At 72.4% G+C, this 26,229-nt stretch carries 23 protein-coding genes; 13 read left to right on the top strand and 10 right to left on the bottom strand.

What is annotated here, in order from left to right; translation table 11 throughout:
• Positions 1-2: 2 nt before the first annotated feature.
• Complete coding sequence (locus tag ACYF6T_RS01860; RefSeq protein ID WP_461692811.1) at positions 3-1,811, top strand: hypothetical protein; 1,809 nt, start codon at positions 3-5, stop codon at positions 1,809-1,811.
• On the opposite strand, the gene ACYF6T_RS01855 is transcribed toward ACYF6T_RS01860, so the two are convergent.
• Positions 1,774-2,631 (bottom strand): YhjD/YihY/BrkB family envelope integrity protein, encoded by an 858-nt coding sequence (locus ACYF6T_RS01855; RefSeq protein WP_461692810.1) that lies wholly within the window; start codon positions 2,629-2,631, stop codon positions 1,774-1,776. The two genes, ACYF6T_RS01860 and ACYF6T_RS01855, sit on opposite strands and share 38 nt — an antisense overlap.
• A gap of 200 nt (positions 2,632-2,831) precedes the next feature.
• On the opposite strand from ACYF6T_RS01855, the gene ACYF6T_RS01850 reads away from it, so the two are divergent.
• Complete coding sequence (locus ACYF6T_RS01850) at positions 2,832-3,809, top strand: ATP-binding cassette domain-containing protein (RefSeq protein ID WP_461692808.1); 978 nt, start codon at positions 2,832-2,834, stop codon at positions 3,807-3,809.
• Entirely contained in the window at positions 3,806-4,639 is an 834-nt protein-coding gene (locus ACYF6T_RS01845) for an ABC transporter permease (protein ID WP_461692806.1), read from the top strand. The genes ACYF6T_RS01850 and ACYF6T_RS01845 overlap by 4 nt, the downstream gene beginning before the upstream one ends.
• On the opposite strand, the gene ACYF6T_RS01840 is transcribed toward ACYF6T_RS01845, so the two are convergent.
• The gene (locus ACYF6T_RS01840; protein ID WP_461692804.1) at positions 4,617-7,763 is read right to left on the bottom strand and encodes an ATP-binding protein; all 3,147 of its coding nucleotides are present in this window, start codon (positions 7,761-7,763) and stop codon (positions 4,617-4,619) included. The genes ACYF6T_RS01845 and ACYF6T_RS01840 overlap by 23 nt on opposite strands.
• 47 nt (positions 7,764-7,810) lie before the next feature.
• On the bottom strand, positions 7,811-8,329 hold the full coding sequence (locus ACYF6T_RS01835; RefSeq protein ID WP_461692802.1) for a hypothetical protein: 519 nt from the start codon (positions 8,327-8,329) through the stop codon (positions 7,811-7,813).
• Positions 8,330-8,579: 250 nt separating this feature from the next.
• Between ACYF6T_RS01835 and ACYF6T_RS01830 the strand changes: the two genes are divergently transcribed.
• The 8 genes from ACYF6T_RS01830 to ACYF6T_RS01795 all read left to right on the top strand — a co-directional run bounded on the left by ACYF6T_RS01830 (position 8,580) and on the right by ACYF6T_RS01795 (position 16,216).
• Positions 8,580-8,711, top strand: coding sequence for a hypothetical protein (locus tag ACYF6T_RS01830; protein ID WP_461692801.1), 132 nt, complete (start codon positions 8,580-8,582; stop codon positions 8,709-8,711).
• A complete protein-coding gene (gene kdpF, locus ACYF6T_RS01825) occupies positions 8,708-8,797 on the top strand; it encodes a K(+)-transporting ATPase subunit F (RefSeq protein ID WP_009326374.1) in 90 nt (29 codons plus the stop codon). The genes ACYF6T_RS01830 and kdpF overlap by 4 nt, the downstream gene beginning before the upstream one ends.
• Positions 8,798-8,805: 8 nt before the next feature.
• Complete coding sequence (gene kdpA / locus ACYF6T_RS01820) at positions 8,806-10,470, top strand: potassium-transporting ATPase subunit KdpA (RefSeq protein WP_461692798.1); 1,665 nt, start codon at positions 8,806-8,808, stop codon at positions 10,468-10,470.
• Between the two features lie 86 nt (positions 10,471-10,556).
• Complete coding sequence (gene kdpB / locus ACYF6T_RS01815) at positions 10,557-12,650, top strand: potassium-transporting ATPase subunit KdpB (protein WP_461693231.1); 2,094 nt, start codon at positions 10,557-10,559, stop codon at positions 12,648-12,650.
• Between the two features lie 5 nt (positions 12,651-12,655).
• Positions 12,656-13,291, top strand: coding sequence for a potassium-transporting ATPase subunit C (locus ACYF6T_RS01810; protein WP_461692796.1), 636 nt, complete (start codon positions 12,656-12,658; stop codon positions 13,289-13,291).
• Positions 13,291-13,974 (top strand): response regulator, encoded by a 684-nt coding sequence (locus ACYF6T_RS01805; RefSeq protein ID WP_461692794.1) that lies wholly within the window; start codon positions 13,291-13,293, stop codon positions 13,972-13,974. The genes ACYF6T_RS01810 and ACYF6T_RS01805 overlap by 1 nt, the downstream gene beginning before the upstream one ends.
• 38 nt (positions 13,975-14,012) lie before the next feature.
• Positions 14,013-15,101, top strand: a complete 1,089-nt coding sequence (locus ACYF6T_RS01800; RefSeq protein WP_461692793.1) for a DUF475 domain-containing protein — start codon at positions 14,013-14,015, stop codon at positions 15,099-15,101.
• A 107-nt stretch (positions 15,102-15,208) separates the two neighbouring features.
• A complete protein-coding gene (locus ACYF6T_RS01795; RefSeq protein ID WP_461692792.1) occupies positions 15,209-16,216 on the top strand; it encodes a cytochrome c oxidase assembly protein in 1,008 nt (335 codons plus the stop codon).
• Between the two features lie 211 nt (positions 16,217-16,427).
• Here the strand turns inward: ACYF6T_RS01795 and ACYF6T_RS01790 are convergent, their stop codons facing one another.
• From ACYF6T_RS01790 to ACYF6T_RS01780, 3 genes are all read right to left on the bottom strand, one after another.
• Positions 16,428-17,150 carry a DinB family protein gene (locus ACYF6T_RS01790; RefSeq protein WP_461692791.1) on the bottom strand — a complete coding sequence of 241 codons (723 nt, stop codon included), beginning with the start codon at positions 17,148-17,150 and terminating at the stop codon, positions 16,428-16,430.
• Between the two features lie 97 nt (positions 17,151-17,247).
• The gene (locus ACYF6T_RS01785) at positions 17,248-17,841 is read right to left on the bottom strand and encodes a hypothetical protein (RefSeq protein WP_461692789.1); all 594 of its coding nucleotides are present in this window, start codon (positions 17,839-17,841) and stop codon (positions 17,248-17,250) included.
• Between the two features lie 29 nt (positions 17,842-17,870).
• On the bottom strand, positions 17,871-19,712 hold the full coding sequence (locus ACYF6T_RS01780; RefSeq protein WP_461692787.1) for an AMP-dependent synthetase/ligase: 1,842 nt from the start codon (positions 19,710-19,712) through the stop codon (positions 17,871-17,873).
• A gap of 367 nt (positions 19,713-20,079) precedes the next feature.
• On the opposite strand from ACYF6T_RS01780, the gene ACYF6T_RS01775 reads away from it, so the two are divergent.
• Complete coding sequence (locus ACYF6T_RS01775) at positions 20,080-20,586, top strand: GIY-YIG nuclease family protein (RefSeq protein WP_461692786.1); 507 nt, start codon at positions 20,080-20,082, stop codon at positions 20,584-20,586.
• A 256-nt stretch (positions 20,587-20,842) separates the two neighbouring features.
• On the opposite strand, the gene ACYF6T_RS01770 is transcribed toward ACYF6T_RS01775, so the two are convergent.
• On the bottom strand, positions 20,843-23,017 hold the full coding sequence (locus ACYF6T_RS01770) for an MMPL family transporter (RefSeq protein WP_461692784.1): 2,175 nt from the start codon (positions 23,015-23,017) through the stop codon (positions 20,843-20,845).
• 248 nt (positions 23,018-23,265) lie between these two features.
• Here ACYF6T_RS01770 and ACYF6T_RS01765 point away from each other — a divergent pair, with 248 nt between their 5' ends.
• Positions 23,266-23,688: a hypothetical protein gene (locus ACYF6T_RS01765; protein ID WP_461692783.1), complete on the top strand. Its 423-nt coding sequence runs from the start codon at positions 23,266-23,268 to the stop codon at positions 23,686-23,688.
• On the opposite strand, the gene ACYF6T_RS01760 is transcribed toward ACYF6T_RS01765, so the two are convergent.
• The 3 genes from ACYF6T_RS01760 to ACYF6T_RS01750 form a co-directional block, all read right to left on the bottom strand.
• Positions 23,667-24,449: a helix-turn-helix domain-containing protein gene (locus ACYF6T_RS01760; protein ID WP_461692782.1), complete on the bottom strand. Its 783-nt coding sequence runs from the start codon at positions 24,447-24,449 to the stop codon at positions 23,667-23,669. The genes ACYF6T_RS01765 and ACYF6T_RS01760 overlap by 22 nt on opposite strands.
• 72 nt (positions 24,450-24,521) lie before the next feature.
• Positions 24,522-25,394, bottom strand: coding sequence for an HTD2 family dehydratase (locus ACYF6T_RS01755; RefSeq protein WP_461692780.1), 873 nt, complete (start codon positions 25,392-25,394; stop codon positions 24,522-24,524).
• A gap of 62 nt (positions 25,395-25,456) precedes the next feature.
• Complete coding sequence (locus tag ACYF6T_RS01750) at positions 25,457-26,227, bottom strand: SDR family NAD(P)-dependent oxidoreductase (RefSeq protein WP_461692778.1); 771 nt, start codon at positions 26,225-26,227, stop codon at positions 25,457-25,459.
• Positions 26,228-26,229: the final 2 nt, after the last annotated feature.

Genomic DNA, 26,229 nt, shown 5'->3' with positions numbered 1-26,229 from the left:
GGGTGTCCGACACGCCTGTCCCGATACCGTCCGCCTCCGTGCCCGCCGGCGCGCCCCCGTGGTCCGGCGAGGACGCCGCCCGGTGGCAACGCGCTCGCAGCGCGCCCTGGGCGCGGCCCTCGTGGTCCGTCGCGGCGCTGCTCGTCAGCGTGGTGTGGGCGAACGTGGCGACACCGGACCGGCCGTGCAGCGACGCCGCACCCTGCGGCCCGGACTGGGCCGGCATGGCGGAACTGGGCCTGGTCGCGGGGCTGTTGTATTGGCTCGCCCGGTTGCCGGAGCTGGCGCTGGTCGCCGCGCCCGCTCTGGCGGTCGTCGTCTGCCGGGCGGAGCTGCCGGGAGGCGCACCGACGACCGTGGCCGCCAACCTCTCCGTCCTCCTCGCCCTGGCCTTCGGCTGCGCGGCCGCCTGCGAACGCCTCGCCGCCCGCCGACGGCAGCGAGACGCCGCCACGCGCGCCGCCAGCACCCGGCACCCCCTGCCCGCCCCGGACCCCCCGCTCAGACGCGGGACGATCCCGATCGCGGCGGGGCTGCTGCTCCTCGCCGTGGCCGTCTTCACCGTCGCTCAGGCAGTGGAGGGCATCCGAGCCGACCAGCGCCTCGCGGCGGGCGCCGTGCGCACCGCCGCGACCGTGGTGGGCCGCGACGACGTGTCCGTCCGGGTGCGCACCGACGACGCCCGGCACCTGAGGATCACCGCGTCCTACCCGGAGGACTACCGCGTCGGCAGCACGGTGACCGTACTGGAGAACGGGACCCGGCGCCGCCTTGCGGCCGAGCCCTACGACGCCTTCGGTTGGCAACTGCTCACCCTGGCCGCCGGCCTGCCGGGCGTCTCCCTGCTGCTCACCGGCCTGACCGTCCGGCGCCGCGCCGCCGCCCTGCGCCGTGCGCCGGTGCCCGCGCTACGGGTGCTGGCGGCCATCGGCGACGACGGGCGGATCCGGATCCACGCGGCGCACGACACGCACGCCCGCACGCCGCTGCTCGTCGGCCGCTTCACGCCGGTTCCGAGCGCCGTGGATCCACCCGGGAGCGCCCGCGCCGAGGAGTCGCTCACCCTCGGCGCAGCGCACGCCCTGGACGCCCGGCTGCACGAGGCCGTGATGTTCGGCGCGCCGTACGAAGGCGGTGAACTCGTCCTCGCCGGCACCGACCGCGACGCCCGCCCGGTCGTCGTCCGCTCGACGGCTCCGGTCCGGCTGCCACGCCCCGGCCGCGGACCCGACGCGGCCGTGACCGGCCCGCCTGGACGCCCGCCCCTGGCCGGGGCGGAAGAGCCCGTGCGCTGGGGACCGGGCACGGCGGCCCGGACGTGCGGCCTCGCTCTGGTCGTGGGCATGGTGGCGAGCCTCACCTCCGTCGTCCACCTGCTCCTGACGGAGGGCCTCGGCTGGCGGGCCGTGCTGCTGCCCGGCCCCCTGACCCTCGCCGGCGTCGCCGCCGTACAGCTCAACTGGCGGGTGGTGGCGGACAGTTCGGGGCTCTGGCTCACGGGGGCGTGGCACGTGCGGCATGTTCCGTGGGACCGGCTGCGACAGGCGCGGTACACGTCGCAAGGCAGTGTGGAGCTGACCCTGTGGGACGGCGGCACCTGGCGACTCCGCGGCGTGGGCCTGCCGCGGGCCGAGCAGCGCCTCGGCCTGCGTCCGTCGTACGTGCGCATGGTGCGGGACGTCGCCCTGCTCCACGCGCACCCGGAACTGCGCCCCGCCCGACCGGCACCGAGCCGTGACCGGGGGCTTCCGCTCGGTCCCGTCGTGGTTTTCTTCACCGTGGTGGCGGTCGCGGCCTGGTTCGCCGGCTGACCGCGAGGTACCGGTCGAGCGGCGGCTCCCCGGCCAGCACCGCGCCGATGGTCACGGCGAAGGTGACCGCGCCGCACAGGACGATCAGCCAGGACAGCATGACCAGGACCAGACCGAGGGAGCCGTACTCGTCCAGGGCGCGGTTGAGGGCGTTGGGCACGTACACGCGCGCGGTCAGGCCCAGCGCGGTGGTCGCGGCCGAGGCGAGGACCGCTCCGGGCAGCAGCGGCAGCCAGGGGACGCGGGCCGCCAGCAGCAGGCGCTGGGTCCACAGCCACACGCCGACGCCGAGCACGAACATCAGCGGTGTGCCGAGCCAGAGGCCGACGCCGAACCCCTCGCGGATCGGTCCCTGGAGCAGGACCACCAGGACCAGCACCAGCAGCCACGCCACCCAGCGCCAGGCGGCGATGCGCGCGCCGGCTCGGGGCAGCCGCCAGGCACGCTCGCACACCCGGGTCATGGCGCGGCTGAAGCCGGTCGCGGAGACCAGCGCCACCACCAGGCCGACCGCGCCGCTGGTCTCGCGCACGGTCGGGTCGACGGAATCGCCGAGGACCTGCTGCACCTGCCGTTCGCACGCGCCGGTCAGCCCGAACATGGAACGCAGCGAGTCGCGCAGCTGGTCGCGCACGCCCGCCGGGGTGAAGGCCGCGATGGCGAACAGCAGCGGCACCGCGGCGAGGAACGCCTGCGCGGCCAGCCTGGTCCCGGCGTCCAGGAGGTTCGCGGACAGCAGCCGGTCGGTCAGCGCCGTCAGCACGGGAAATCGCCGTTCGGCACCGGCACGCAGGCGGTGCAGCCGCGCCGTCCACGCCATGCCGCCTCCTCCCGCGGTCCCCGCGCGCCGGACACCGCCGTAACCAGTCAACGCGGGGCCGGGACCGCCCGGCGACCCGTACTGCCCCGATCGTGCGGCCCACCCGGGCGTCCGCGGGTTTCAGCGCCCCGGGATTCCTGCCGGGGTGCTGAAACCACGCTGAAGCCGTTTTGAACCGCCCCGGTCGCAAGCTCTACGGCATGACGACGAGCCAGGCATCCGCGATCGCAGCCACCGGGCTGCGCAAGTCCTACGGAGACAAGACCGTCCTCGACGGCATCGACATCCAGGTGCCCGCGGGCACCGTTTTCTCGCTGCTCGGCCCGAACGGCGCCGGCAAGACCACGGTGGTCAACATCCTGTCCACGCTCATCTCCGCCGACGGCGGCCAGGCGCGCATCGACGGACACGACCTCACCACCGAGGCCCAGGCGGTACGGGCCGCGATCGGCGTCACCGGCCAGTTCTCCGCCGTGGACGGGCTGATCACCGGCGAGGAGAACATGCTCCTCATGGCCGACCTGCACCACCTCCCGCGCGCCGAGGGACGGCGGGTCGTCGCCGGCCTGCTGGAGCGCTTCGACCTCACCGAGGCCGCGAAGAAGCCCGCCTCCACCTACTCCGGCGGCATGAAGCGCCGCCTCGACATCGCCATGACCCTGGTCGGCGACCCGCGCATCATCTTCCTCGACGAGCCGACCACCGGCCTCGACCCCCGCTCCCGCCACACCATGTGGCAGATCATCCGCGAGCTGGTCTCCGGCGGCACCACCGTCTTCCTCACCACCCAGTACCTGGAGGAGGCCGACCAGCTCGCCGACCGCATCGCGGTCCTCGACGGCGGCCGGCTGGTCGCCGAGGGCAGCGCCGAGGAGCTCAAGCGGCTCGTGCCCGGCGGCCACGTGCGGCTGCGCTTCTCCGACCCGCAGGACTACGAGCGGGCGGCCACCGCGCTGCGCGAGACCACCCGCGACGACGAGGCGCTCACCCTGCAGATCCCCAGCGGCGGCAGCCAGCGCGAGCTGCGCGCCATCCTCGACTGGCTGGACGCGGCCGGCATCGAGGCCGACGAACTGTCCGTGCACACCCCGGACCTGGACGACGTGTTCTTCGCCCTGACCGGCAGCAGCTCCCTCCCCGCCCAGTCCGCCTCCGCCACCAAGGAGACCGTCCGATGAGCACCGTCCAGTCCGCCCCCCGCACCTCTTCCCGCACCCTCCCGCGCGCCAACCCCTTCCGCGACAACATGACCATGCTGCGGCGCAACCTCCTGCACGCCCGCCGCTACCCCTCCCTCACCCTCAACCTCCTGCTCACCCCGGTCATCCTGCTGCTGCTGTTCGTCTACGTCTTCGGCAACGTCATGAGCGCCGGCATCACCGGCGGCCACGCCGACCGCGGCGAGTACGTCGCCTACCTCGTCCCCGGCATCCTCATGCTGACCGTGGCCATGACCTCGCTCGGCACCGCGGTCTCCGTCGCCACCGACATGACCGAGGGCATCATGGCCCGCTTCCGCACCATGGCGATCTCCCGCGCCTCCGTGCTGATCGGCCACGTCGTCGGCAGCGTCATCCAGACGCTGATGGCCCTGGTGGTGGTCCTGGGCATCGCCCTGGCCATCGGGTTCCGGCCCGACGCCGCGCCGGTGGAGTGGATCGCCGCGGCCGGCCTGATGGCCCTGGTGAGCCTCGCCCTGACCTGGCTGGCCGTGGGGATCGGCATGATCAGCCCCAACGCCGAGGGCGCCAGCAACATCGGGACGCCGCTGGTCATGCTGCCCTTCCTGTCCAGCGCCTTCGTACCGGTGGACGCGATGCCGGGCTGGTTCCGCTGGTTCGCCGAGTACCAGCCCTTCTCGCCCGCCATCGAGACCCTGCGCGGCCTGCTGCTGGGCAGCGGGATCGGCACCAGGAACGCGCTGCTGGCCGTCGGCTGGTGCCTGGGCCTGACCGTCCTGGGCTACCTGTGGTCCAAGGCCCTGTTCACCCGCGAGCCGCGCCGGTGAGCTCGCGCAGGGCCGCGGCCCTGAGCTCCTCCCGCCCCAGGGCGGCGTACGACGACCTCGCCTCGTCGTACGCCGCCCTGTCGGCCTGCTCGGCGGCCTGCCGCGACCGCGTCGCGGACAGTACCGGGAATTCCCGTACCACCGGCATGCGTTCGGTCAGGGCCACCAGGCGTACGGCTGCGGCGTCGCCCCGGGCCAGGCCGGTGTGGGCGAGGGCCAGCAGGACCGTGCCGTACACCGGGAGTTCCACCGGGGAGGGGTCGTCGGGGCGGCCGGCGAGCAGCCGCAGCAGCCGCTCCCGCAACTGCTCGGCCAGCGCCGCCACCGGCTCCGGCCGGCCGTGCTGGGCGTGCGCCGCCAGCGCGGCCGACTGCAGCTGAAGCCCCCACGTGTCCGCGAAGGGGTCCCCGGCGTACTGCGGCGAGCTCTCCCGGATCCGCTCCACCGCCCGGCGCCACAGCCCGAGCCCCACCTCGGTCAGCCCCCGGGCCAGGGCGATCTCCGCGCGCACCGGCAGGTCGAAGGTGTAGATCTCGGCCCCCTCGCTCGGACGGTCCGGGGCCGTGAGCCCGAGCCAGTACTCGGCCTCGTCGATCTCCCCGCGCTGCAGACAGGCCAGCACCAGACCCCAGCGGATGCCCAGCGTGTCCGACCCGTCGCCGAACCCGTCCAGCGCGAGCGCGGCCCGCAGGTGCTCGTACGCCTCCGCGCCCCGCTCGGACCGCAGGCACAGCTCGCTGATCCGCCCGTGGCCCAGCAGCAGCATCGACGGATTGCCGGACGGCTCCAGCTTGTCCAGCATCCGGCGGGCGTACTCCAGGGCGCGTTCCGTCTCGTGCTCGGACTCCCACACATAGCTGGCCACGGCCGACGCGACGCCCGCCAGCAGCGGCTCGCCGGCCTCGCACAGCTCCGTCAGCCGCTCGTAGCGCGGCGCCCGGATCTCCGGTACGGCGCCGAGCACCACGGCCAGTGCCCGCAGCACCGTGTCCGGCGGCGCGGGCGGCAGCCGCCGCAGGGTCACCAACTGCCGTACGGCGTGCGGTCCCTGGCCCATGAACAGCACGGCCGCGCACACGGTCGCCGCGCTGCGGGCGGCCTCCACGTCCTGCGGGTGCCCGGGGTCGGGACGGTAGTGCGACAGCGGCCCGCCGGTCTCGGAGGCGAGGCCGGCCAGGCGCGCGTAGTTGGAGTCGGTGGACCACAGGGAGGCCAGGACGGCGGTGAGCGCGGCGGTGGCGGCTCCGTCGGCGCGGGCCAGGGCATGCCGCAGGGCGAGGACGAGGTTGTCCTGCTCGGCCCGTACGCGCATCCAGGACGGGCGCGGGTCGGCGCCGAAGAGCACGTCGTGGTGGGCGCGGCCGAAGTCCCGCGCCCAGGCCAGGAACCGGTCGGTCACCGCCTGTTCCTCACCGGCCTCGGCGCGCCGGGCCGCGCTGAACTCCCGCAGCGTCTCCAGCATGTGGAAGCGCACCCCGGACGGGCTGTCGTCCACCTTCACCAGGGACTGGTCGGCGAGCTGCTCCAGCAGGGTCAGCGGGTCCTCGTCGAGGTCCCCGAGCAGGTACTCCGCCGCGTCCTCGGTGAAGCCGCCGGGGAACACCGACAGCGCGCGCAGCGCCGCCCGGCCGTCGGGCTCCAGCAGGTTCCAGCTCCACTCGACCACGGCCTGCAGCGTGCGGTGGCGCTCGGGCGCGTCCCGGGCGCCGCCGCGCAGCAGCGCGAAGCGGTCGCGCAGCCGGTGGGCGATGTCGGCGACGGACAGCACCCGCACCCGGGCCGCGGCCAGCTCCACGGCGAGCGGCAGCCCGTCCAGGTGGCGGCAGATCTCGGCGACCCGGTCGGCGGGCAGTTCCACACCGGGCCGGGCCGCCCGCGCCCGCTGTTCGAACAGCTCGACGGCAGTCTTCAGGGCGAGCTCGGGCAGGGCGTACACGGACTCCGAGGTCAGCCCCAGCGGGGCCCGGCTGGTGGTCAGGACCCGCAGCTCCTTCGACCGGGACACCAGCGTCTGGACCAGGGCGGCCACACCGGCGAGCACCTGCTCGCAGTTGTCCAGCACCAGCAGGACGGGCCCGCGGCCGAGGGCGGCGACGACGGCGCTGACGGCGTCCCCGCCGGCGGCGAACTGCCGGCCCTCCGTGCTGCCGACGGCCGAGGCCACCTCGTCGGCCACGTCCTCGTCGGCCGTGACACCGGCCAGTGGGACGAAGTGGACCACGGGCTGCTCGGCGGCCCGGCTCACCGCGTACGACAGCCGGGTCTTGCCCAGTCCGCCGGGGCCGACGACGGTGACCACGCGGGCGTCGCGCAACAGGCCGGCCACGGCGGCGACGTCGGCCTCCCGGCCCAGCAGCGGGTTCGGCTCGTGCGGCACGCCGTGACGCACCGGTGTCACGTCCGCGGTCAGCAACTCCTGGTGCAGGGCCTTGAGCCGGGGCCCGGGATCGGTGCCCAGCTCCTCGCGCAACCGGCGGCGGTAGGCGTCGTACCGCGTCAGTGCCGCCGCCCGGCCCGCCGTGGCGGCCTCGCAGCGCAGCAGCTCCGCCAGCACCTCCTCGTCGCGCGGTGCCTGGCGGGCCAGGTCGGCCAGCGGCGCCGCCGCCTCCTCCCGCCGCCCCAGCCGGGCGAGCGCGAGCGCGCGGCAGCGGACCAGCGACCGCACGGCCCGGGCGCGGTCGGTGCGCAGCGCCACGACGGGATCGTGCAGGTCCTCACCCGCTCCGGCGTCCACCGTCCCGTCCCACAGCGCCAGGCCGGCCTCGGCCTGCGCGAGGGCGCCCTGGTGATCGCCGGCCCGCGCCCGCTCGGCGCTTGCCGTCTCATGCCGCAGCAGGGCGGAACTGTCGACCTGGGTCTCCTCCAGCGCCAGCCGGTAGCCGGTCGGCGTGCTCTCGATCAGGTCGGCGCCCAGCTGCGAGCGCAGCCGTGAGACCAGCACCTGCAACGCCTTGCCGGGGCGTTCCGGCAACTCGTCGGGCCACAGCCCCTCCACCAGGCGCGCGGTGCTGCATCCGGCCCGCAGGTCGTCCGCCAGCAACGCCAGCAGCCCGCGCAGCCGGGGCGCGGTGATCTCCTGTCCGTGCCAGGCGACTCGGGACAGCAGGGCCAACTCGGTCGTCACGTCAGCAGATTATCCAGGTGGCGGCTCGATCGACGCACGGGTCCGCCTCAGGAGAGTCCCGACGCGCGCAGCACCGCCTCGGCCGTCTCGTCGTCGATACGGCGGCCCAGCCGGTCCAGGACGTCCGCTCCGTGGCGGAGCGTGCCCCGCTCCAGGGAGCGCCGGACACCGGTGTCGAGCTCGTGCCACAGCAGGGGGTTGGCGGCCAGCACCCGCGAGTCGAGGCACAGGGTCCGGTCGTCGGCGTCGCGCAGGACCAGGTGGGAGGAGACACCGTCGTACCGCCGTACGACGGTCAGCGCGTCGGTGCGGACCAGGCGTCGGCGCCGGGGGGCGCGGACCGCCAGCCAGCCCGGGCCCGCGCTCACCCGCGGCGGCAGCAGCACGGCGCACACGGCGGCCGACAGAGCCAGCCAGAGGACGGCGCGCAGGGGAGTGAGGCTGTCCGCGTCCCAGTCCACCAGCAGACACAGGGCGCCGAAGACCAGGCCGCAGCCCACCGCGAGCCGGGCCCCGCCCCGCCAGTGGCGGTCGCCGGCCGGCGCGGGCACTCCGCTCCGTCGCATGGGGCCGACGCTAGACGCCCGCAGGACAAGGAGCAGCCGCCGTTGACGGGGTCCTCGCGTCCAGGGGCCCATCTTGACGGGATTCTTACGCGGGTGGCCGCAGCCGCCGCCCAGGGGCGTCCCGGCCCGCCGGGCGCCGCTTTCCACCGCGGGCCGGCCCGGGGTCGTCAGAGTCGCGTCAAAGGCGAGCGGGCCGCCGTAAGGGACCCGTCAACGAACGTCGCGTCCGCCGCGGGACGGGGTTTCCTCGATGCGTCCGATCCGCTCGCGGATTCCCGACCCCTCCCAGGAGCTCACGATGGCCGATCTGGCCTTCGTCGTCACCACGCTCGCGTGCTTCGCGCTGGTGGCCCTCGTCGCCAAGGGGGTGACGAAGCTGTGACCGCCGAGAACGTCGTCGGCCTGGTCGTGGCCGTCGCCCTGCTGGGCTATCTCGTCCTCGCCCTGATCTTCCCCGAGAGGTTCTGAGCCAAGCGATGGGTCCCGTACTCGCCGGCATCCTCCAACTGCTGGCCCTCGCAGGCGCGTTGGCGCTCGCCTACCATCCCCTCGGCACCTACATGGCCCGGGTCTACTCCGCCGACCGGCACTGGCGTGCGGAGAAGTGGATCTACCGGGGCATCGGCGTCGACCCGGACGCGCGGATGCGCTGGCCGGCGTATCTGCGCGGGGTGCTCGCCTTCTCCGCGGTGAGCGTGCTCTTCCTCTACCTGCTCCAGCGCCTGCAGGGCGTCCTGCCCGGCTCGCTGCACTTCTCCTCGGTCGACCCGGCGCAGGCGTTCAACACCGCCGTGTCCTTCGTGACCAACACCAACTGGCAGTCCTACTACGGCGAGCAGACCATGGGGCACGTCGTGCAGACCGCCGGTCTGGCCGTGCAGAACTTCGTCTCCGCCGCCGTCGGCATCGCCGTCGCCGTGGCACTGGTGCGCGGCTTCGCCCGCGGGCGCACCGGTGAACTCGGCAACTTCTGGGCCGACCTGGTGCGCGGCACCCTGCGCATCCTGGTGCCGGGCGCGGCGATCGCGGCGCTCGTACTGGTGGCGTGCGGGGCGATCCAGAACTTCTCCGGCATCCACGAGGTCGGCCAGTTCACGGGCGGCACGCAGCAGTGGAACGGCGGGGCGGTCGCCTCGCAGGAGGCCATCAAGGAGCTGGGCACCAACGGGGGCGGCTACTTCAACGCCAACTCCGCGCACCCCTTCGAGAACCCCACCCCGTTCACGAACCTCTTCGAGATCTTCCTGCTGCTGGTGATCCCCTTCTCGCTGACCCGCACCTTCGGCGTGATGGTCGGCAGCGTGAAGCAGGGCTACGCGATCCTCGCCACCATGGCCACCCTCTGGGCCGGCTTCGTGGCGCTGATGATGTGGACCGAGTTCGCCCACCACGAGGGCGCGTTGCAGCTGGCGGGCGCGTCGATGGAGGGCAAGGAGGTCCGCTTCGGGGTCGGCTCCTCGTCGATCTTCGCGGTGTCGACGACGCTCACCTCGACCGGTGCGGTGGACTCCTTCCACTCCTCCTTCACCGGGCTCGGCGGCGGCGTGACGATGCTCGGCATGATGCTGGGCGAGATCGCGCCCGGCGGCACCGGCTCCGGCCTGTACGGCATGCTGATCATGGCGGTGATCGCGGTGTTCATCGCCGGCCTGATGGTGGGGCGTACGCCCGAGTACCTGGGCAGGAAGATCGGCTCGCGTGAGATCAAGCTGGCGGCCTGCTACATCCTCGTCACCCCGGCGCTGGTGCTGGTCTTCACGGCGGCCTCCATGGCCCTGCCGACGCCGCCGCACTCGATGCTCAACTCCGGTGCGCACGGATTCTCCGAGGTGCTCTACGCCTTCACCTCCGCCTCCAACAACAACGGCTCGGCGTTCGCGGGCCTGAACGCCGACACCGACTGGTTCAACACGACGACCGCTCTGGCGATGCTGCTGGGCCGCTTCGTGCCGATGGTGTTCGTGCTGGCGCTGGCCGGCTCGCTCGCCGAGCAGCGGCCGGTGCCGGTCACCGCCGGCACCCTGCGCACCGAGAAGCCGCTGTTCACCGGCCTGCTGGTGGGCGCGATCCTGATCATCACCGGTCTGACCTACTTCCCGGCGCTGGCGCTGGGCCCGCTGGCCGAGGGGCTGGCGTCATGACCACCGGCACACAGAAGACCGGCACACAGAAGACCGGCACACAGAAGTCCGACATAGAGAAGACCGACATACAGAAGCAGGACTCCATGTCCACTCCCACCCTCGCCCCCCACCAGGACGCACCCACCGGACACAAGTCCCCCGAAGGCCGTGTCGGCGCGGGCCTGTTCGACCCCGGGCAACTGCTCACGTCGCTGCCGGACGCCTTCCGCAAGCTCGACCCGCGGGTGATGGTCAGGTCGCCCGTGATGTTCGTGGTGTGGGTCGGCTCGGTGCTGACCACCGTGTTCTCCTTCAAGGACCCGGGCGACTGGTTCGGCTGGACGATCAGCGCCTGGCTGTGGCTGACCGTCGTCTTCGCCAACCTGGCGGAGGCGGTCGCCGAGGGCCGCGGCAAGGCGCAGGCCGACACCCTGCGCAGGGCCAAGACCGACACCGTGGCGCGGCGGCTGGTGGGGGAGTCCGAAGAGCGGGTGCCCGGCACGGAGTTGGCCGTCGGCGACCTCGTGGTGTGCGAGGCCGGTGACGTCATCCCCGGTGACGGTGACGTCGTCGAGGGCGTGGCCTCGGTCGACGAGTCGGCGATCACCGGCGAGTCGGCCCCGGTGATCCGCGAGTCCGGCGGCGACCGCAGCGCCGTCACGGGCGGTACGAAGGTGCTGTCCGACCGGATCGTCATCAAGATCACGACGCGGCCGGGGGAGACCTTCATCGACCGGATGATCAACCTGGTGGAGGGCGCGGCCCGGCAGAAGACCCCCAACGAGATCGCGCTGAACATCCTGCTGGCCTCGCTGACCGTCGTCTTCCTGCTGGCGGTGGCCACCCTGCCGCCGTTCGCCGACTACGCGGGCACCCACCTGACGTTGGTCGTGCTGGTGGCGCTGCTGGTGTGCCTGATCCCGACCACGATCGGCGCGCTGCTGTCCGCGATCGGCATCGCGGGCATGGACCGGCTGGTGCAGCGCAACGTGCTGGCCATGTCCGGACGGGCGGTCGAGGCGGCGGGCGACGTGTCGACCCTGCTGCTGGACAAGACCGGCACCATCACCCTCGGCAACCGCCAGGCCGCCGAGTTCGTGCCCGTCTCCGGTACCACCGAGGCCGAAGTGGCCGACGCGGCCCAGCTGTCGTCGCTGGCCGACGAGACGCCCGAGGGCCGCTCCGTCGTCGTCCTGGCGAAGGAGAGGTACGGTCTGCGCGAGCGGCACCAGGGAGAGCTCGCCGGCGCCGAGTGGATCGCCTTCACCGCGCAGACCCGGATGTCCGGCGTGGACGTCGGCGGACGCAGGATCCGCAAGGGAGCGGCCGGTTCGGTCATCGCGTGGGTGGAAGAGCGGGGCGGCGAAGTCGCCCGGGACGCGCAGGAGTTGACCGACCGTATCGCCGAGGCGGGCGGGACGCCGCTGCTGGTGGCGGTCGAGGACGCCGACGGCGCCCGGGTGCTGGGGGTCGTCCACCTCAAGGACGTCGTCAAGGAGGGCATGCGCGAGCGGTTCGAGGAGCTGCGCCGCATGGGCATCAAGACCGTCATGATCACCGGCGACAACCCGCTGACGGCCAGGGCGATCGCCGAGGAGGCGGGCGTCGACGACTTCCTCGCCGAGGCCACCCCCGAGGACAAGATGGCCCTCATCAAGCGGGAGCAGGCCGGCGGCAAGCTGGTCGCGATGACCGGCGACGGCACCAACGACGCGCCCGCGCTGGCCCAGGCGGACGTCGGCGTGGCGATGAACACCGGCACGTCGGCCGCCAAGGAGGCCGGCAACATGGTCGACCTCGACTCCAACCCGACCAAGCTGATCGAGATCGTCGAGATCGGCAAGCAACTCCTCATCACCCGGGGTGCGTTGACGACGTTCTCCATCGCCAACGACGTCGCGAAGTACTTCGCGATCATTCCGGCGCTGTTCGCGGCCGTCTACCCGGGGCTGGACAAGCTCAACATCATGCACCTGTCCTCGCCGGACTCCGCGATCCTCTCCGCCGTCGTCTTCAACGCGCTGATCATCATCGCGCTGGTGCCGCTGTCCCTGAAGGGCGTGCAGTACCGGCCGGTGAGCGCCGACCGGATGCTGCGGCGCAACCTCACGGTCTACGGCGTCGGCGGGCTGATCGCGCCGTTCGCCGGCATCAAACTCATCGACCTGCTCATCTCCCTCATCCCCGGAATCGGTTGACCGCCATGAACAACTCCGTCACGCACACCGCCCGGTTGCTCGGCGCGGGCCTGCGCGCCCTGCTGGTGCTGACCCTGGTGACCGGCGTCGTCTATCCGCTCGCCGTCACGGGTGTGGCCCAGGCGCTGTTCCACGGCAAGGCGAACGGCTCCGAGACCAGGGCGGACGGCAAGGTCGTCGGCTCCTCGCTGATCGGGCAACAGGGCTACGGCCTGGACTACTTCCAGCCGCGCCCCGCCAACGGCCTCGGCACCAACAGCGCCAACACGCGGTACAAGCTGCTGCTGTCGGGCGCCACCAACCTCTCCGCCGACAACAAGGACCTGGTCGACCAGGTCGAGGCGGCGAAGGCGAAGGTGGTCAAGGACAACACGGTCCCCGGCTACAGCGTCCGCCCCTCTCAGGTGCCGGCCGACGCGGTGACGTCCTCCGGCTCCGGCCTGGATCCGGACATCTCCCCGCAGTACGCGCGGATCCAGGTCCACCGGGTCGCCGAGCGGAACGGGCTGCCGGTCGCCGAGGTCGAGAGGCTGGTCGCGGACCACACCGACGGACGCACGCTCGGCTTCATCGGGGAGCCCCGCGTGAACGTCCTCGAACTCAACATCGCGCTCAAGGACCTCGTGGCGAAGAGGGGCTGATGACCAGGGTATTGGTGGTGGAGGACGACCCGCAGCTCGTACGGGCCCTCGTGATCAACATGCGGGCACGCCGGTACCGGGTCGACACGGCGCCCGACGGAGCCACGGCCCTCGGACTGGCGGCCGCGCGGCAGCCCGACGTCGTGATGCTCGACCTCGGCCTGCCCGACATGGACGGCGTCGACGTCATCACGGCCCTGCGCGGCTGGACCCGGGTGCCGATCCTGGTCCTGTCGGCGCGTCAGGCGTCGGAGGAGAAGGTGGCCGCGCTCGACGCGGGCGCCGACGACTACATCACCAAACCGTTCAGCATGGACGAACTCCTGGCCCGGCTGCGGGCCGCCGTACGCCGCACCGAGGAGAATCCGCCGGCCCCCGAGACGACCCTGGTGCAGACCGACGAGTTCACCGTCGACCTGTGCGCCAAGAAGGTCGTCCGGGGCGGGCGGGACGTGCGGCTGACGCCGACCGAATGGCACCTGCTGGAGATCCTGATCACCCATCCCGGCAGGCTGATCACGCAGAAACACCTGCTCCAGGAGGTGTGGGGGGTCGCGAGCAGCGGCAAGACCAACTATCTGCGGGTCTACATGGCCCAGTTGCGCCGGAAACTGGAGAAGGACCCCGCCCACCCCCGCCATCTGATCACCGAGCCCGGCATGGGGTATCGGTTCGAGGGGTGACGTGCTCGCGCCGGTGCCGGGCGTGATAGACAACGCACGTGCTTCTGAGGACCTTTCGCTGGTCGTTCGCGGTCACCGCGGTCGGCCTGGCCGCTGGTGTGCTGTACGGCGGCTGGACCGCCCTGGGCATCGTGTCGATCCTGGCCGTGCTGGAAGTCTCCCTGTCCTTCGACAACGCCGTGGTCAACGCCGGGGTCCTGAAGAAGATGAACGCCTTCTGGCAGACCGTCTTCCTCACCGTCGGCGTGCTCATCGCGGTGTTCGGGATGCGGCTGGCCTTCCCGGTCGTGATCGTCGCGGTCACCGCGCGGCTCAATCCGTACGACGCCGTGCACCTGGCGCTGACCGACAAGAACCGCTACGAGCAACTGGTCACCGACGCGCACCCGGCGATCGCCGCGTTCGGTGGCATGTTCCTGCTGATGATCTTCCTCGACTTCGTCTTCGAGGACCGCGACATCCAGTGGCTGGCCTGGCTGGAACGCCCGCTGGCCAGGCTCGGCAAGGTCGACATGCTGTCGGTCTGCATCGCGATGATCGCCCTGCTGATCACGTCCTTCACCTTCGCCACCCACGCCCACCAGCACGGCGGCGCCCACGCCGACAAGGCGCAGACCGTCCTGACCTCGGGCATCGCCGGCCTGGTCACGTACCTGGTGGTGGGCGGGCTGTCCGGCTACTTCGAAAACCGGCTGGAGGAAGAGGAGGAGAAGCCGAAGTCGACGGTGCTGCTGGCCGGCCAGGCGGCGTTCTTCATGTTCCTCTACCTGGAAGTCCTGGACGCCTCCTTCTCCTTCGACGGCGTGATCGGCGCCTTCGCCATCACCAACGACATCGTGCTGATGGCGCTCGGCCTGGGCATCGGCGCCATGTACGTCCGGTCGCTGACCGTCTACCTGGTGCGCCAGGGCACGCTGGACGACTACGTCTACCTCGAACACGGCGCCCACTACGCCATCGGCGCCCTCGCCGTGATCCTCATGGTCACCATCCAGTACGAGATCAACGAGGTCATCACCGGTCTCGTCGGCGTCGTCCTGATCGCCTGGTCCTTCTGGTCCTCCGTGCGCCGCAACCGGCGGCTCGCGGCGGCCGGCGCGGAGCCGGAGACGGCGCCGGTCCCGTAGACCCCGCCGTCCGGTGTCCGGGGGGCGGGGACTAGCGTCCCGGTGTGCGCCCGCGCCGGCTCGTCGGCAACGCCGGAGGCGTCGGGAGCGTCGGGAGGAAGAACCGGATGGTGGGGTACGCCGTGACCGATCTGTCGGCCGGACAGCTCGCGGAACTGACCGCGGGGCGGCTGCTGTCCTCGTGGCAGCTGGACGTTCCGGCGCTGCTGCTGGTCCTCGCCCTGGGCGCGCTGTACGGGTGGGGCGTGGTGCGGCTGCGCCGGCGCGGGGAGCGCTGGCCGGTGGCCCGTGCCGCCGCCTTCGTGCTGCTGGGGCTGGGCGGGCTGGTGGTGGCCACGATGTCCGGGCTCGCCGTCTACGACCATGTGCTGTTCTGGCCGGCCGCCGTGCAGAACATCCTGCTCGACCTGGTGGCACCGCTGGGCCTCGCCCTCGGTGATCCGCTGCGGCTCGCCGTGGCGGCGCTGCCGGCGGGCGCCGGGGCACGGATGCGGCGGCTGATGACCGGGCGGGTGGTGCGGGCGCTGACGTTTCCGCTGGTCAGTACGGCGCTGGTGCTGGCGACCGAGCTGACGGTGTACTTCACGCCGTACTTCGCCACGGCCCTGCGGGTGGGCTGGCTGCACGAGCTGATGTACCTGAACCTGCTGGCGGCCGGGTGCCTGTTCGTCGTACCGGTGCTGACCCGGGAGGAGACGCTGCCGGCCTGGTGCACGCATCCGGTGCGGGCGGCGCTGGTGTTCCTGGACGGCGTCGTCGACGCGGTCCCCGGGGTGGTCGTGATGACGCACGGCACGTTGATCGCGGGTGCGTGGTATCTGCACCACGCGCCGTCCTGGGCGCCGGACGTCCACCACGACCAGCAGATCGGCGGCGGCGCGATGCTCGGCATCGCCGAACTGGTCGCGCTGCCGTTCCTGCTGGCGGTCCTCGCCCAGTGGGCGCGCGCCGAACGCGTCCAGACCGCGGCCCTGGACCGCCACCTCGACGCCCAGCACGCCACCCTCGCCCCGGACCCCGGCACCCCGTCCACGCCCGACCGGGTACGCCCGTGGTGGGAGACCGAACAGAACGAGGTGGCCGCCAGAATCCGCCGCCAGAGCACCGGCGACTGACTCTTCCTGGACGCGACGGCACGCCGCTGCCCACGACCGCCGAAGAGTGGGCCGCCTGGCAGCACGCGTCCAACCCCCAGCCGGCGCGGATCGACCTCGCGCACGGCCCAGCGTCCACCCGTACCAGGGCCTCGGTCTTCCGGTCCAACGCCCCCCTTGGAACGTCGCCGCGCTCGACGACTGGCTGCGCCGGTGTCCGTGACCCGGCGGCCTACGTCCGTGACGAGGGGAAGCGGTTCTGCCACAGGTCGCGCAGGAGGGCTGTCTCGGCCATGTGGTGGATGAGTTCGAGGTTGGCGCCCCACAGCACGTCCACGAAGCGGTCGTCGCGGTTGGAGCCGTAGGGGTACTGCGAGAAGCCGACCGTGTCGAGCTGTTCCTCGGTCACCGTGGCCACGCTGTCGCGCCAGCGGTCGATCACCGCCCAGAACCGCTCCAGGGTCACGGCGGCGGACGGGCTGAAGTCGACCATCTGCTTCGGGTCCCGGCGGCGTTCGCCGAACGTCCACTCCCACTCGCCCGCGAACCCGTAGTGCAGATGCCCCAGACGCCAGGCGATCGTGGTGACCGGGGACACGTCCGGCGGCACGGGACCGGTGTGGGCGAGGACCTCCTCGACCCGCTCGACGCTCACACTCCAGTCCTCGGCGATCTTCGCGACGGTCATGCCGTCCGCGAACTGCCGTGCCACCTCGGCGTACTCGCTCGCGGGGATGTCCGCGGCACCCAGGTCGAGCACCCACTCACCCGGCCCGAACGCCCTCGGCGTCACCGCCTCGTCCCGGCGCCGGATCGACCAGCAGCCCGGCACCGGCTCCCACAGGTACTCCTCGTCGCCGAGCCCCTCCAGCCGCACCTGCGCCCGCTCCCGGGCACAGTCGAACTGGTCGAGCAGCAGGCTCAGCCGGCCCGTCCGTACGCGCTCCGTCGCCATCCCGGCTCTCCTCCCGGTGTCACGTACCCCGCTCTGCTCCCGCGGAGGCTAACGGCTCGCCCGCACCCCGCGCGACGCATTTCCGCGCGCCGGGCGGTCAGCGCCGGCGGACCGGCCGGTCCGTGCCCTCGTCGGTCACAGGGCGCACCATGCTGAGGAACGTCGCCTGCGTCCCGTGCGGCCGGGCGGCGCCCACGAACAGGTAGCCGAGCGTCTCGCACAGCGCCAGAGCGGCCGCGATCTGGGGGCGCAGCATGAAGGCGCTGCGCTCCACCGGGTTGTCGTGCAGCAGCGCGCGGTGGATCGCCCTGCCGTGGCCGAGCCGCCGGTAGGGCGGCCGGACGACGATCGCGTGGATGGCGAAGGTACGCCGTCCGTCCTCGCGGGTGAACGACTCGGGCATGGCGGAGTTGGTGAGACTGTGCCACCAGTCGGTGTCGGCCTGGAGCAGGATGCCGTAGCCGAAGCCGGCCGGGGTCCCGGCGACCGTGGACATCACCAGCCGCACGCCGGGCGCCAGGCGGTCTCGCCGGTAGCGCCGCAGGAACTCCTCCGGCGGCTCCAGACCGGCGAGCAGCTCGGGATCGGCGTACGCGTCGAGGTAGACGCGTGTCAGGTCCGCGAGGGACGCGGTCAGGGCGTCCGGGTCGGTGAGCGTGGTGAGGCGGTGTCTGCCGTCTGCCTCGGGCACGATGACGGGTCCTTCCTCCGCGCGCCGGCTCATCTGGTCTGCAGCCGCTTCTGGTACAGCGCGTCGATCTCCTCGGCGTACGCCTCGGCGATGGCGTTGCGCCGTGGTTTCAGCGACGGCGTGATGAGCCCCTGCTCGACGGTGAACGGGCGGGCCAGGACACGGAAGGTGCGGATGGACTCGGCTTGCGAGACGAGGGTGTTGGCGGCCATGACCGCCCGCCGTATCTCCGTCTCCAGGTCCGCGTCGGCCACGAGTTCGGCCGCCGTCAGCTCGGGTTTGCCGAGCATGTGGAGCCAGTGCCGGACCGCTTCGGGGTCGAGGGTGACCAGCGCGGCGATGTAGGGCCGGTCGTTGCCGACGACCACGCACTGGGCGACCAGCGGATGGTCCTGGACGCGTTCCTCCAGCTGCACGGGGGAGACGCTCTTCCCGCCGGAGGTCACCACGATCTCCTTCTTGCGGCCCGTGATGGTGAGATAGCCGTCGGCGTCGAGGGCGCCGAGGTCACCGGTGCGCAGCCAGCCGTCGCGCAGGGTCTCGCGGGTGGCCGCGGGGGCGTTGAGGTAGCCCTGGAAGAGGGTGTGGCCGCGCAGCCAGACCTCGCCGTCGTCGGCGATGCGCACCGTCGTGCCGGGAATGGGCCGGCCGACCGTGCCGTAGCGGGTGCGTTCGGGCGGGTTGATGGTGGCCGCGGCGGCCGACTCCGTGAGGCCGTAGCCCTCGTAGACGGCGATGCCGGCGCCCGCGAAGAACAGTCCGAGGTCACGCTTCATGCCCGAGCCCCCCGACAGCGCGTGGCGCAACTGCCCGCCCATGGCCGCCCGCAGTTTGGCGTACACCAGCCGGTCCCAGAACTGATGGCGCAACCGCAGCCGCGCGGACGGCCCGGGGCCGGCGCCCCAGGCACGCGCCTCCATGGCCTCGGCGTACTCGACGGCCACCTGGACCGCCTGATCGAAGGCGCGGCCTTTTCCGGCCTTCTCCGCCTTGCGGCGCGAGGCGTTGAAGATGCGCTCGAATATGTAGGGCACGGAAACGATGAAAGTGGGCCGGAACGTCGCCAGATCCGGGAGCAGCGCCGACGCCGTCAGTTCCGGCTGGTGGCCGAGCCGGACGCCGCCCCGGATCGCGGCGACCTGCACCATGCGTCCGAAGACGTGCGCCAGGGGAAGGAACAGCAGGGTCGAGGCCTGGTCGTTCTTCTTGGAATGGAATACCGGGTCCCAGCGGCTTACGACGGTGTCCGTCTCGTGAATGAGGCTGCCGTGGGTGATCACGCAGCCTTTCGGGCGTCCCGTCGTACCGGAGGTGTAAATGACGGTCGCGACGGTGCCCGGGGTGATCGCCGTCCGGTGCCGGTGAACGGTCGCGTCGTCGATATCCGTTCCGGCGTCCAGCAATTCCGGGAGGATGCCGGCGTCCAGCTGCCACAGGTGCCGCAGTTGCGGCAGCCGGCTCATCGTCCGGGCCACCGTCATGGCGTTGCCCTCGTGCTCCACCAGCACCGCGACCGCTTGGGTGTCCTGGAGTATCCACCTGGCCTGGTCGGCGGAGGCGGTGGGGTAGATCGGCACGACCTGGGCGCCGATCGTCCACAGCGCGAAATCGAGGAGGGTCCATTCGTACCGGGTCCGGCACATGAGGGCGACCCGGTCGCCGAAGCGTATTCCCCTGGCCAATAAGCCTTTTGCCAGTGCCGTCACCTCGGCGCCGAACTCGGCGGCCGTGACGTCGGACCACCGGCCGTCCTCGTCCTTTCTGCCGAGTACGACCGCGCCGGGATCCTGGCTCGCACGAGTGAAGACGGTGTCGGCCAGTCCGCCTGCCGGCCGGACCGACTCCAGTGGAGGGATGGTGAACTCCCGCATTCGCCGCTCCTTCACGCACTCGCGGTGGCGTGAAGATAGCGCAGTCCCCTGTGCTCCCCCCATGGCTGAGGCGGCGTAGGGGAAGGCCGCAAAAGGGGGCGAATTATGGCCTCGGAAAAAGACTTTGAAGGCTGAACGACCGCAGAACGGTTCAGATCGCCATCGGGGTCCGACACGAGAGCGCGACGAAATCTGCACCCGTGGTCCACACCGCGCCGGTCAATAAGTTCAGCGCCATGGAGAGCCGTTGTGTCACCCATGACTTTTGTTCAACGCTACCAGCGGTCCCGGCCGGATTGTCAGAGGGGCGTGAGAGCGTGGGAACGAGGACGAGCACCGCGGGAGTCGAACCGAGGGGGGCCGTGCCATGGCGGACGTCGACGCGCAGTTCCTGCGCGCGCTCTTCGACGAGGAGGGCAGCCTGCATGCCGCGGGCCGCACCGCGCTGTACCGGCTCTACGGCCTGGAGGGGCTGCTGTACGTCGGCATATCCGTCTGTCCGCTCACCCGGGTCCGCACGCACCTGCGCGAACAGCCGTGGGGAGCCGAGGTGATCGGCGTCCAGATCGACTACCCGCCCGACGCGGAGGCCGCCGAACGCCGGGTCGTGTGGAGCGAACGCCCCAAGTACAACGTGGTCTTCAACGGCCCCCACCAGCCCGCGCCCCCGGACCCCGCGGCCCGGCTGCGCACCCGGCTCGCCGTCGAGCGGCGGAGGCTGGCGGAGTTCGAGGCGGCCGTACCCGAGTCACCGTCCCATCTGCGCCTGCTGGCCCGGGGGATCGAGACGAAGAAGGCACAGATCGCCAGGCTGGTGGAGGAGTTGGAGCGAGCGGAAGCCGTGGGCCGGGCCGCTCGGCCGGGGCGACGATGACGACGGCGTGGCAGGCGCTCACCGATGCCGACGGGGCGGCGAGGGCCTGAGGAGCGCGCGGTCGGCCGGGCATGCGCCGGCCCGTCGTCCCGGCCGGGCACGGCGACGGGACCGCCTTGCCGGAGAGTACGGGCCGGCCGGCGTCGCGGCGGTCCCGCTTGGCCGGCGACGGGGGAGCCGCCGGCACGCCGGCCTTCCCCGCCGAGGTCGCGCCGGTCGACGGCCCGGGAGTTCGCCGGGCCGTCGACCCCGTGCGCTAGCCGCGGCGTCCGGCCGGGTCGTGTGCGGTGGTCTCCTCGCCGGCGGCAACCGGCGGGGCGCCCGCGGCCCCCGCGGGCGTCTGGGCCCGGTCGGCGTGGCCGGGCCACCACGCGGCATGGCCGATCAGCGCGGTGAGGCTGGGCGTGAAGAACATCGCCATCACGAACGCGGCCACGGCGATGCCGAAGGAGACCGCGAAGCCCATCTCCGTCAGCAGCGAGTTGCCCGCCAGCATCATCGTGGCGAAGGTGGCCGCCAGGATGAAGCCGGCCGCGGCGACCGTGGGGCCGGCGTGCCGGAGCGCCATGCCGGCCGCCTCGCGCGGTTCGCGGCCCTCGCGGGCCTCCTCGCGCAGCCGGGCGATCATGAGGATGTTGTAGTCGGTGCCGATGGCGACCACGAACAGATACATGATCACCGGGAGCATGAACATCAGCCCGGGCTTGCCCTGCCCCTCCTGGAAGATCCAGACCGTGGCGCCCAGCGTGGCGCCGAAGCCCAGGCCCACCGAGGCGATCAGGTACCAGGGCGCGACCACGCTGCGCAGCAGCAGACCGAGGATCACCATGATCAGGACGGCGGCGACCGGGAAGACCGTGCGGTAGTCGTGGTTGACCGCCGCGTCGATGTCCTTGTAGATCGACGACATGCCGCCGACGACGGCCGTGGTCCCCTCCGGCGCGTTGGCGTGGGCGACGTCGCGGACCCTGCCGACGGCGTCGATCGCCTTGTCGGTGGAGGCCTCGTACTTCAGCGTGACGGTGAAGTCGGCGGTGGTGCCGTCCTTGTTGACCTGGTTCTCGCGGGCGCTGGCGACCCCGTCGACGGCGGCGAGCTTGCGCGCGTAGGCGGCGAAGGCCGACTGGTCGAGCGGCTTGCCGTCGGTGCTGGAGAGGTAGACGTCGGTGGGGGCGGCGGCGCCCGCCGAGTACGCCTTCTGCATCTCGTCCTGGACGACCATCGACTCCTTGGTCTTGGGCATGGAGCCCGAGGCGAGGTCGAAGGTGGCGTGGTAGCCGAAGACGCCGACCGACAGGGCGAGCAGGACCAGACCGGACAGCGCGGCGGTCAGCGCCGGACGCCGCTGCACCCCGCGGCCGAGCGCGGCGAACCGGGCCGTCTCCGGCTCCCGCTGCCAGGTCTTCGAGGGCCAGAACACCTTCGGCCCGATCAGCGAGACCACGGCCGGGATCAGCGTCAGGCCGGCGACCAGCGTGACGCCGACCGCGATCGCCAGGGCCGGGCCCATCTGCTTGAGGAAGCCCAGCGTGGACAGCACCAGCGCGAGGAAGGCGATGATGACCGCGCCGGCGGCCGAGGCGATGGCCTCACCCACCCGGCCGACCGCGTTGATCATGGCCTGCTTGGGTTCGTCGCCGGCGCGCAGGCGTTCGCGGTAACGGAACATCAGGAACAGGAAGTAGTCCGTGCCCACGCCGAACAGCACGACGATCAGGATGGACGAGACGGAACTGTTGGCCTGCAGGTCGAACAGCTTGGTGGCGTAGGCGATCAGCCCGTTGGCGATCGCGGACACCAGACCGATCAGGATCAGCGGCAGGACGGCGAGGATCGGCGCCCGGAAGATGATCAGCAGCGTGACCAGGATGATCACGAAGGTGCCGATGCCGATCAGGGCCTCCCCGCGTTTGGAGGAGTCCTGCTGGTCGAGGGCCTGGGCGGCGGAGCCGCCGAGCTTGACGTCGAGGTCGGTGCCCTTGGCGAGCTGCTTGACGTCGTCGCGCAGCACCTTCGCCGCGTCGGCCTGTTTCGGCTGGCCGGCGTTCTTGCTGTCCATCTGGACCAGGGTCAGGGCGTACCTGCCGTCCTTCGACGGCTGGCCGGGGATCACCCTCTGGACCTGGTCGATGTGCTTCTTGCCCAGCTCACTGGTGATCCGGGCGACGTCCTTCTTGTCGTCGGCGGTCAGCTTGCCGCCGTCGGTGCGCTGGTACAGGGCGATCGCGGACGGCGTGAAGGCGCTGGGGAACGCCTTCTGCTGCAGATCCGCGGCTTTGATGGACTCGTAACTCTTGGGCAGGAAACTGCTCTCGTCACTGTTCGAGGGCAGGCTGGGGGCCGTGGCGACGATCGCCACCGCGGCGATCAGCCATGCCACGATCGTCCAGACGGGATGTCGGACGACAGCGTTGCCAATACGTCGGAACATGCGGAAGGTCCTCCTGGAAGGAAGATCACCGCAGCCCGGGGAGCGGACCCTGGCATTCGGCGACCTCGGCCGGCACGTCGTCCGACGCGTCGGCCGCATGGTTGTCTTGGGCTCTCATCGTAGTGATCGCGTGACGCCGCTCACGCTCCGGGCCCGGCGGTTCGCCGGCCATTCCCCGCGGGGAATTGTCGGTCGCCGCCGCGCGCCGCAGGATCGGGTCCCCAGTGACCAGCGGCAGGGAGTGGGAGATGACGGACGTCGATCCGCAGGAGTTGGCCGACCGCTACATCGCTCAGTGGAACGTGCCGGACGCGGCCGGGCGGCGCGCGGCCGTCGAAGCGCTGTGGGCCGAGGACGGCAGACACGTCCTGCATCCGCCCGCGGAGATCAGGCGGGTCGCCGCTGACCTCGGCTTCGGGAACCAGACGCTCCAGGCCCGCGGGTACGACGCGATCGAGACGCGGGTGACGCGCGGCCACGAGCAGTTCGTCGAGAAGCAGGGCCTCACCTTCCGCCGTCGCGCGGACGCGGTCCGCCTCGACGGCGTGGTGAAGGTGGAGTGGGAGGCGGTGTCCGCCGAGACCGGCGACGTGAGGGGCGGGGGAGTGGATCTCCTCGTCCTCGACGACGACGGCCGGATCAGGACCGACTACATGTTCCCGGGCGCCTGATCCGCCGTGCCCGGCACGGCCGTGGGCCCGGTGGCCGCCGCCAGGGCGTCGGCGGTCGCCTGGTCGGCCGGCAGGAACGCCTCCAGCTTCAGCTCGGCGAGGGTGACGTCCACGGCCGTGGCGAAGGTGGTCACGGTCGTCATCAGATGCAGTTCGCCGTACGGGGACGCCAGGCGCAGCGGCACCGCGAACCCCAGTGCCCCGTCGGACGGTGCCAGGTCGGGCACGTATCCCGCGAGCTCGGCGCGCAGGTCGGGCAGGTGGTCCAGGCGCAGCAGGATGTGGCGGGCCCACTCGGCGAGGTTGCGGATGCGGGGAGCCAGGCCGTCGGGGTGCAGCGCGAGGCGGTAGGCGTTCGTGCCCGGGCCCACCAGATGGGGGGCCGCCCCTTGCGTGAGCAGGTCGAGGGCGGTGTTCGCGGCGATCACGTCGCCGCCCCGGTCCACGACCAGCGCGGGATACGGCAGATGGCCGCGCAGGAGGTGGCCGATCGCCGTGCGGACGGGGGCCAGCGCCGGATCGTCGAGCGGGCGCTCGGGGTAGACGGGCGCGTACCCGGCGGCCAGCAGCAGCTCGTTGCGCTCGCGCAGCGGCAGCTCCAGCGACTCCGCGAGCCGTACGACCATGTTCCGGCCGGGCACCGACCTGCCGGACTCGATGAAACTGAGATGGCGCTGGGTGGTGCCCGCCCGCAGCGCCAGATCCAGCTGGCTGAGCCGACGACGGACACGACGTTCGCGAAGCGCACCGGGGAAGTCCACGGGCCTGTTGTAGCCGGGGCGGGGGGCTGCGGGCCATTCCCCGCGGGGAATCACCGCCGGGTGAGGGGGCCCTCAGGCGAACGTGACCTCCGCGGTGGCGTGCCGGGGCTCGCGGTGGGTCGCGATGTGCAGGGCGGCCCGCGCGCCGGCGGGTGTGCCGGCGGCGAGGAGGTGCTCGCCGGCGAACGCGGGCCGGTGCAGACGGTAGGACAGAGAGCGTACGGGGCGCCCGGGGCGCCCGGGGGCGTTCGTGCGGACCAGTTCCAGCATCAGCAGGGCCAGCAGGGGGCCGTGCACGACGAGGCCGGGGTAGCCCTCGACGTCCCGGCAGTACGGGGCGTCGTAGTGGATGCGGTGGGCGTTCGCGGTGAGCGCGCTGAAGCGGAAGAGGAGGGTCTCCTCCGGCCGCAGGCGCAGCCGCCACGGTCCGTCGGACTCGGGTACGGCCGCGGTGCCGAGCGTGGCCGGATGGCGCGGCGCGCCGCCGTCGCCCGAGCGGTAGACGATCGTCTGCTCCTCGACCAGGCAGAGGCGGCCGCGCTGGCGGAACTCCTGGCGTTCGGTGACGAAGAGCAGCTCGCCGCTGCGGCCCTGTCTGGGGGTGACGGCGGCCAGGCTGCTGACGCGTTCGGCGGGCTCGCCCAGGCGCAGCGGCTCGGTGATCTCGCTGCGTCCGCCGGCGAACATGCGCCGGCGGTCGGGGACGGGCGGCAGGAAGCGGGCGTCGCGCAGGTGGCCGTCGGGGCCGAGGGCGCGCTGGGGCGCCCAGTGCAGGAAGTACAGCCACTGCCACAGCGGCGGCAGCGGGTCGCCGGTCCCGGCGGCGGGCTCGGGCAGGTCCAGCAGGGCGGAGAGGGCCGCTGCCGGTCCGGGCGGCAGGGCGTCCTCGTCGGTGACCGGTGCCGGGTGCCAGGAGTCGACGTAGGAGGCGAGAGGGGCGGGCATGGGCGTCGTGTCCTCCTGCGGCGGGCGGGCGGAGATCGTCGACGTCAAGGGAACCACGCCGGTCAGACGCTGTAGCCGCCGTCCACGCCCAGGGCCTGCCCGGTGATGAACCCGGCCCGGTCCGAGGCGAGGAAGCAGACCGCCTCCGCGACGTCGCGGGCCTGCCCGAAGCGGCGCAGCGGGATGTTGCGCCGGGTGACCGCGAGGGCCTCCTCGTCGAGTTCGCCGGTGTCGATCAGACGGGCGGCGCTGCCGTCGGTGAGCATGCCGGGGGCCACGCAGTTGACGCGCACCCCGTAGCGGCCCTCCTCGGCGGCCAGGGCGCGGGCGACCGCCTCGACGGCGCCCTTCGCCGCCGAGGAGAGGCCGTCGCGGACCGGGAAGCGGCGGGTGGCGACGGTGGTGACGGCGACGACGCTGCCCCGGCTGCCGCGCAGCAGGGGCAGAGCGGGGTGGACGAGGTTGAAGAACGCCGCTGCGTCCGCGTCGAGTTGGGCCCGGAACCGGGCCGGCGCCACGGTGCCGAGATGGGTCATGGGCACGTGCGGTCCGGCGGCGTACACGAGGGTGTGCAGCCCGCCCGACGCCCCGGCGCTCTCGGTGACGGCCCGGGCGGTGGCCGCGTCGTCGGTCAGGTCGAGACACAGGACGCGGACCCGGCGCCCCCGCGCCGCCACCTCGCGGGCCAGCGTGCCGGCCGCCCCGGCGTTGCTCCGGTAGGTGAACGCGATGTCGCTGCCCCGCTCGGCGAGCGTCCGCACGATCGCCGCCCCGATGCCGCCGGTGCCGCCCGCGACGAACGCCGTGCCCGGCCGGTGCGTGAAATCACCCATGC

The sequence above is a fragment of the Streptomyces sp. 7R007 genome (assembly GCF_054850255.1).
This window is presented reverse-complemented; position numbering and strand designations above follow the sequence as displayed.

Bases quoted from the DNA above. Each gene is read 5' to 3' on its own strand.
- ACYF6T_RS01790 (WP_461692791.1), bottom strand. From the start codon at position 17,150: ATGGCGACGGAGCGCGTACGGACGGGCCGGCTGAGCCTGCTGCTCGAC.
- kdpA (WP_461692798.1), top strand. From the start codon at position 8,806: ATGGGTCCCGTACTCGCCGGCATCCTCCAACTGCTGGCCCTCGCAGGC.
- kdpB (WP_461693231.1), top strand. From the start codon at position 10,557: ATGTCCACTCCCACCCTCGCCCCCCACCAGGACGCACCCACCGGACAC.
- ACYF6T_RS01780 (WP_461692787.1), bottom strand. From the start codon at position 19,712: ATGCGGGAGTTCACCATCCCTCCACTGGAGTCGGTCCGGCCGGCAGGC.
- ACYF6T_RS01835 (WP_461692802.1), bottom strand. From the start codon at position 8,329: ATGCGACGGAGCGGAGTGCCCGCGCCGGCCGGCGACCGCCACTGGCGG.
- ACYF6T_RS01855 (WP_461692810.1), bottom strand. From the start codon at position 2,631: ATGGCGTGGACGGCGCGGCTGCACCGCCTGCGTGCCGGTGCCGAACGG.
- ACYF6T_RS01830 (WP_461692801.1), top strand. From the start codon at position 8,580: ATGCGTCCGATCCGCTCGCGGATTCCCGACCCCTCCCAGGAGCTCACG.
- ACYF6T_RS01795 (WP_461692792.1), top strand. From the start codon at position 15,209: ATGGTGGGGTACGCCGTGACCGATCTGTCGGCCGGACAGCTCGCGGAA.
- ACYF6T_RS01755 (WP_461692780.1), bottom strand. From the start codon at position 25,394: ATGCCCGCCCCTCTCGCCTCCTACGTCGACTCCTGGCACCCGGCACCG.
- ACYF6T_RS01750 (WP_461692778.1), bottom strand. From the start codon at position 26,227: ATGGGTGATTTCACGCACCGGCCGGGCACGGCGTTCGTCGCGGGCGGC.
- ACYF6T_RS01775 (WP_461692786.1), top strand. From the start codon at position 20,080: ATGGCGGACGTCGACGCGCAGTTCCTGCGCGCGCTCTTCGACGAGGAG.
- ACYF6T_RS01770 (WP_461692784.1), bottom strand. From the start codon at position 23,017: ATGTTCCGACGTATTGGCAACGCTGTCGTCCGACATCCCGTCTGGACG.
- ACYF6T_RS01845 (WP_461692806.1), top strand. From the start codon at position 3,806: ATGAGCACCGTCCAGTCCGCCCCCCGCACCTCTTCCCGCACCCTCCCG.
- ACYF6T_RS01850 (WP_461692808.1), top strand. From the start codon at position 2,832: ATGACGACGAGCCAGGCATCCGCGATCGCAGCCACCGGGCTGCGCAAG.
- ACYF6T_RS01810 (WP_461692796.1), top strand. From the start codon at position 12,656: ATGAACAACTCCGTCACGCACACCGCCCGGTTGCTCGGCGCGGGCCTG.
- ACYF6T_RS01765 (WP_461692783.1), top strand. From the start codon at position 23,266: ATGACGGACGTCGATCCGCAGGAGTTGGCCGACCGCTACATCGCTCAG.
- ACYF6T_RS01805 (WP_461692794.1), top strand. From the start codon at position 13,291: ATGACCAGGGTATTGGTGGTGGAGGACGACCCGCAGCTCGTACGGGCC.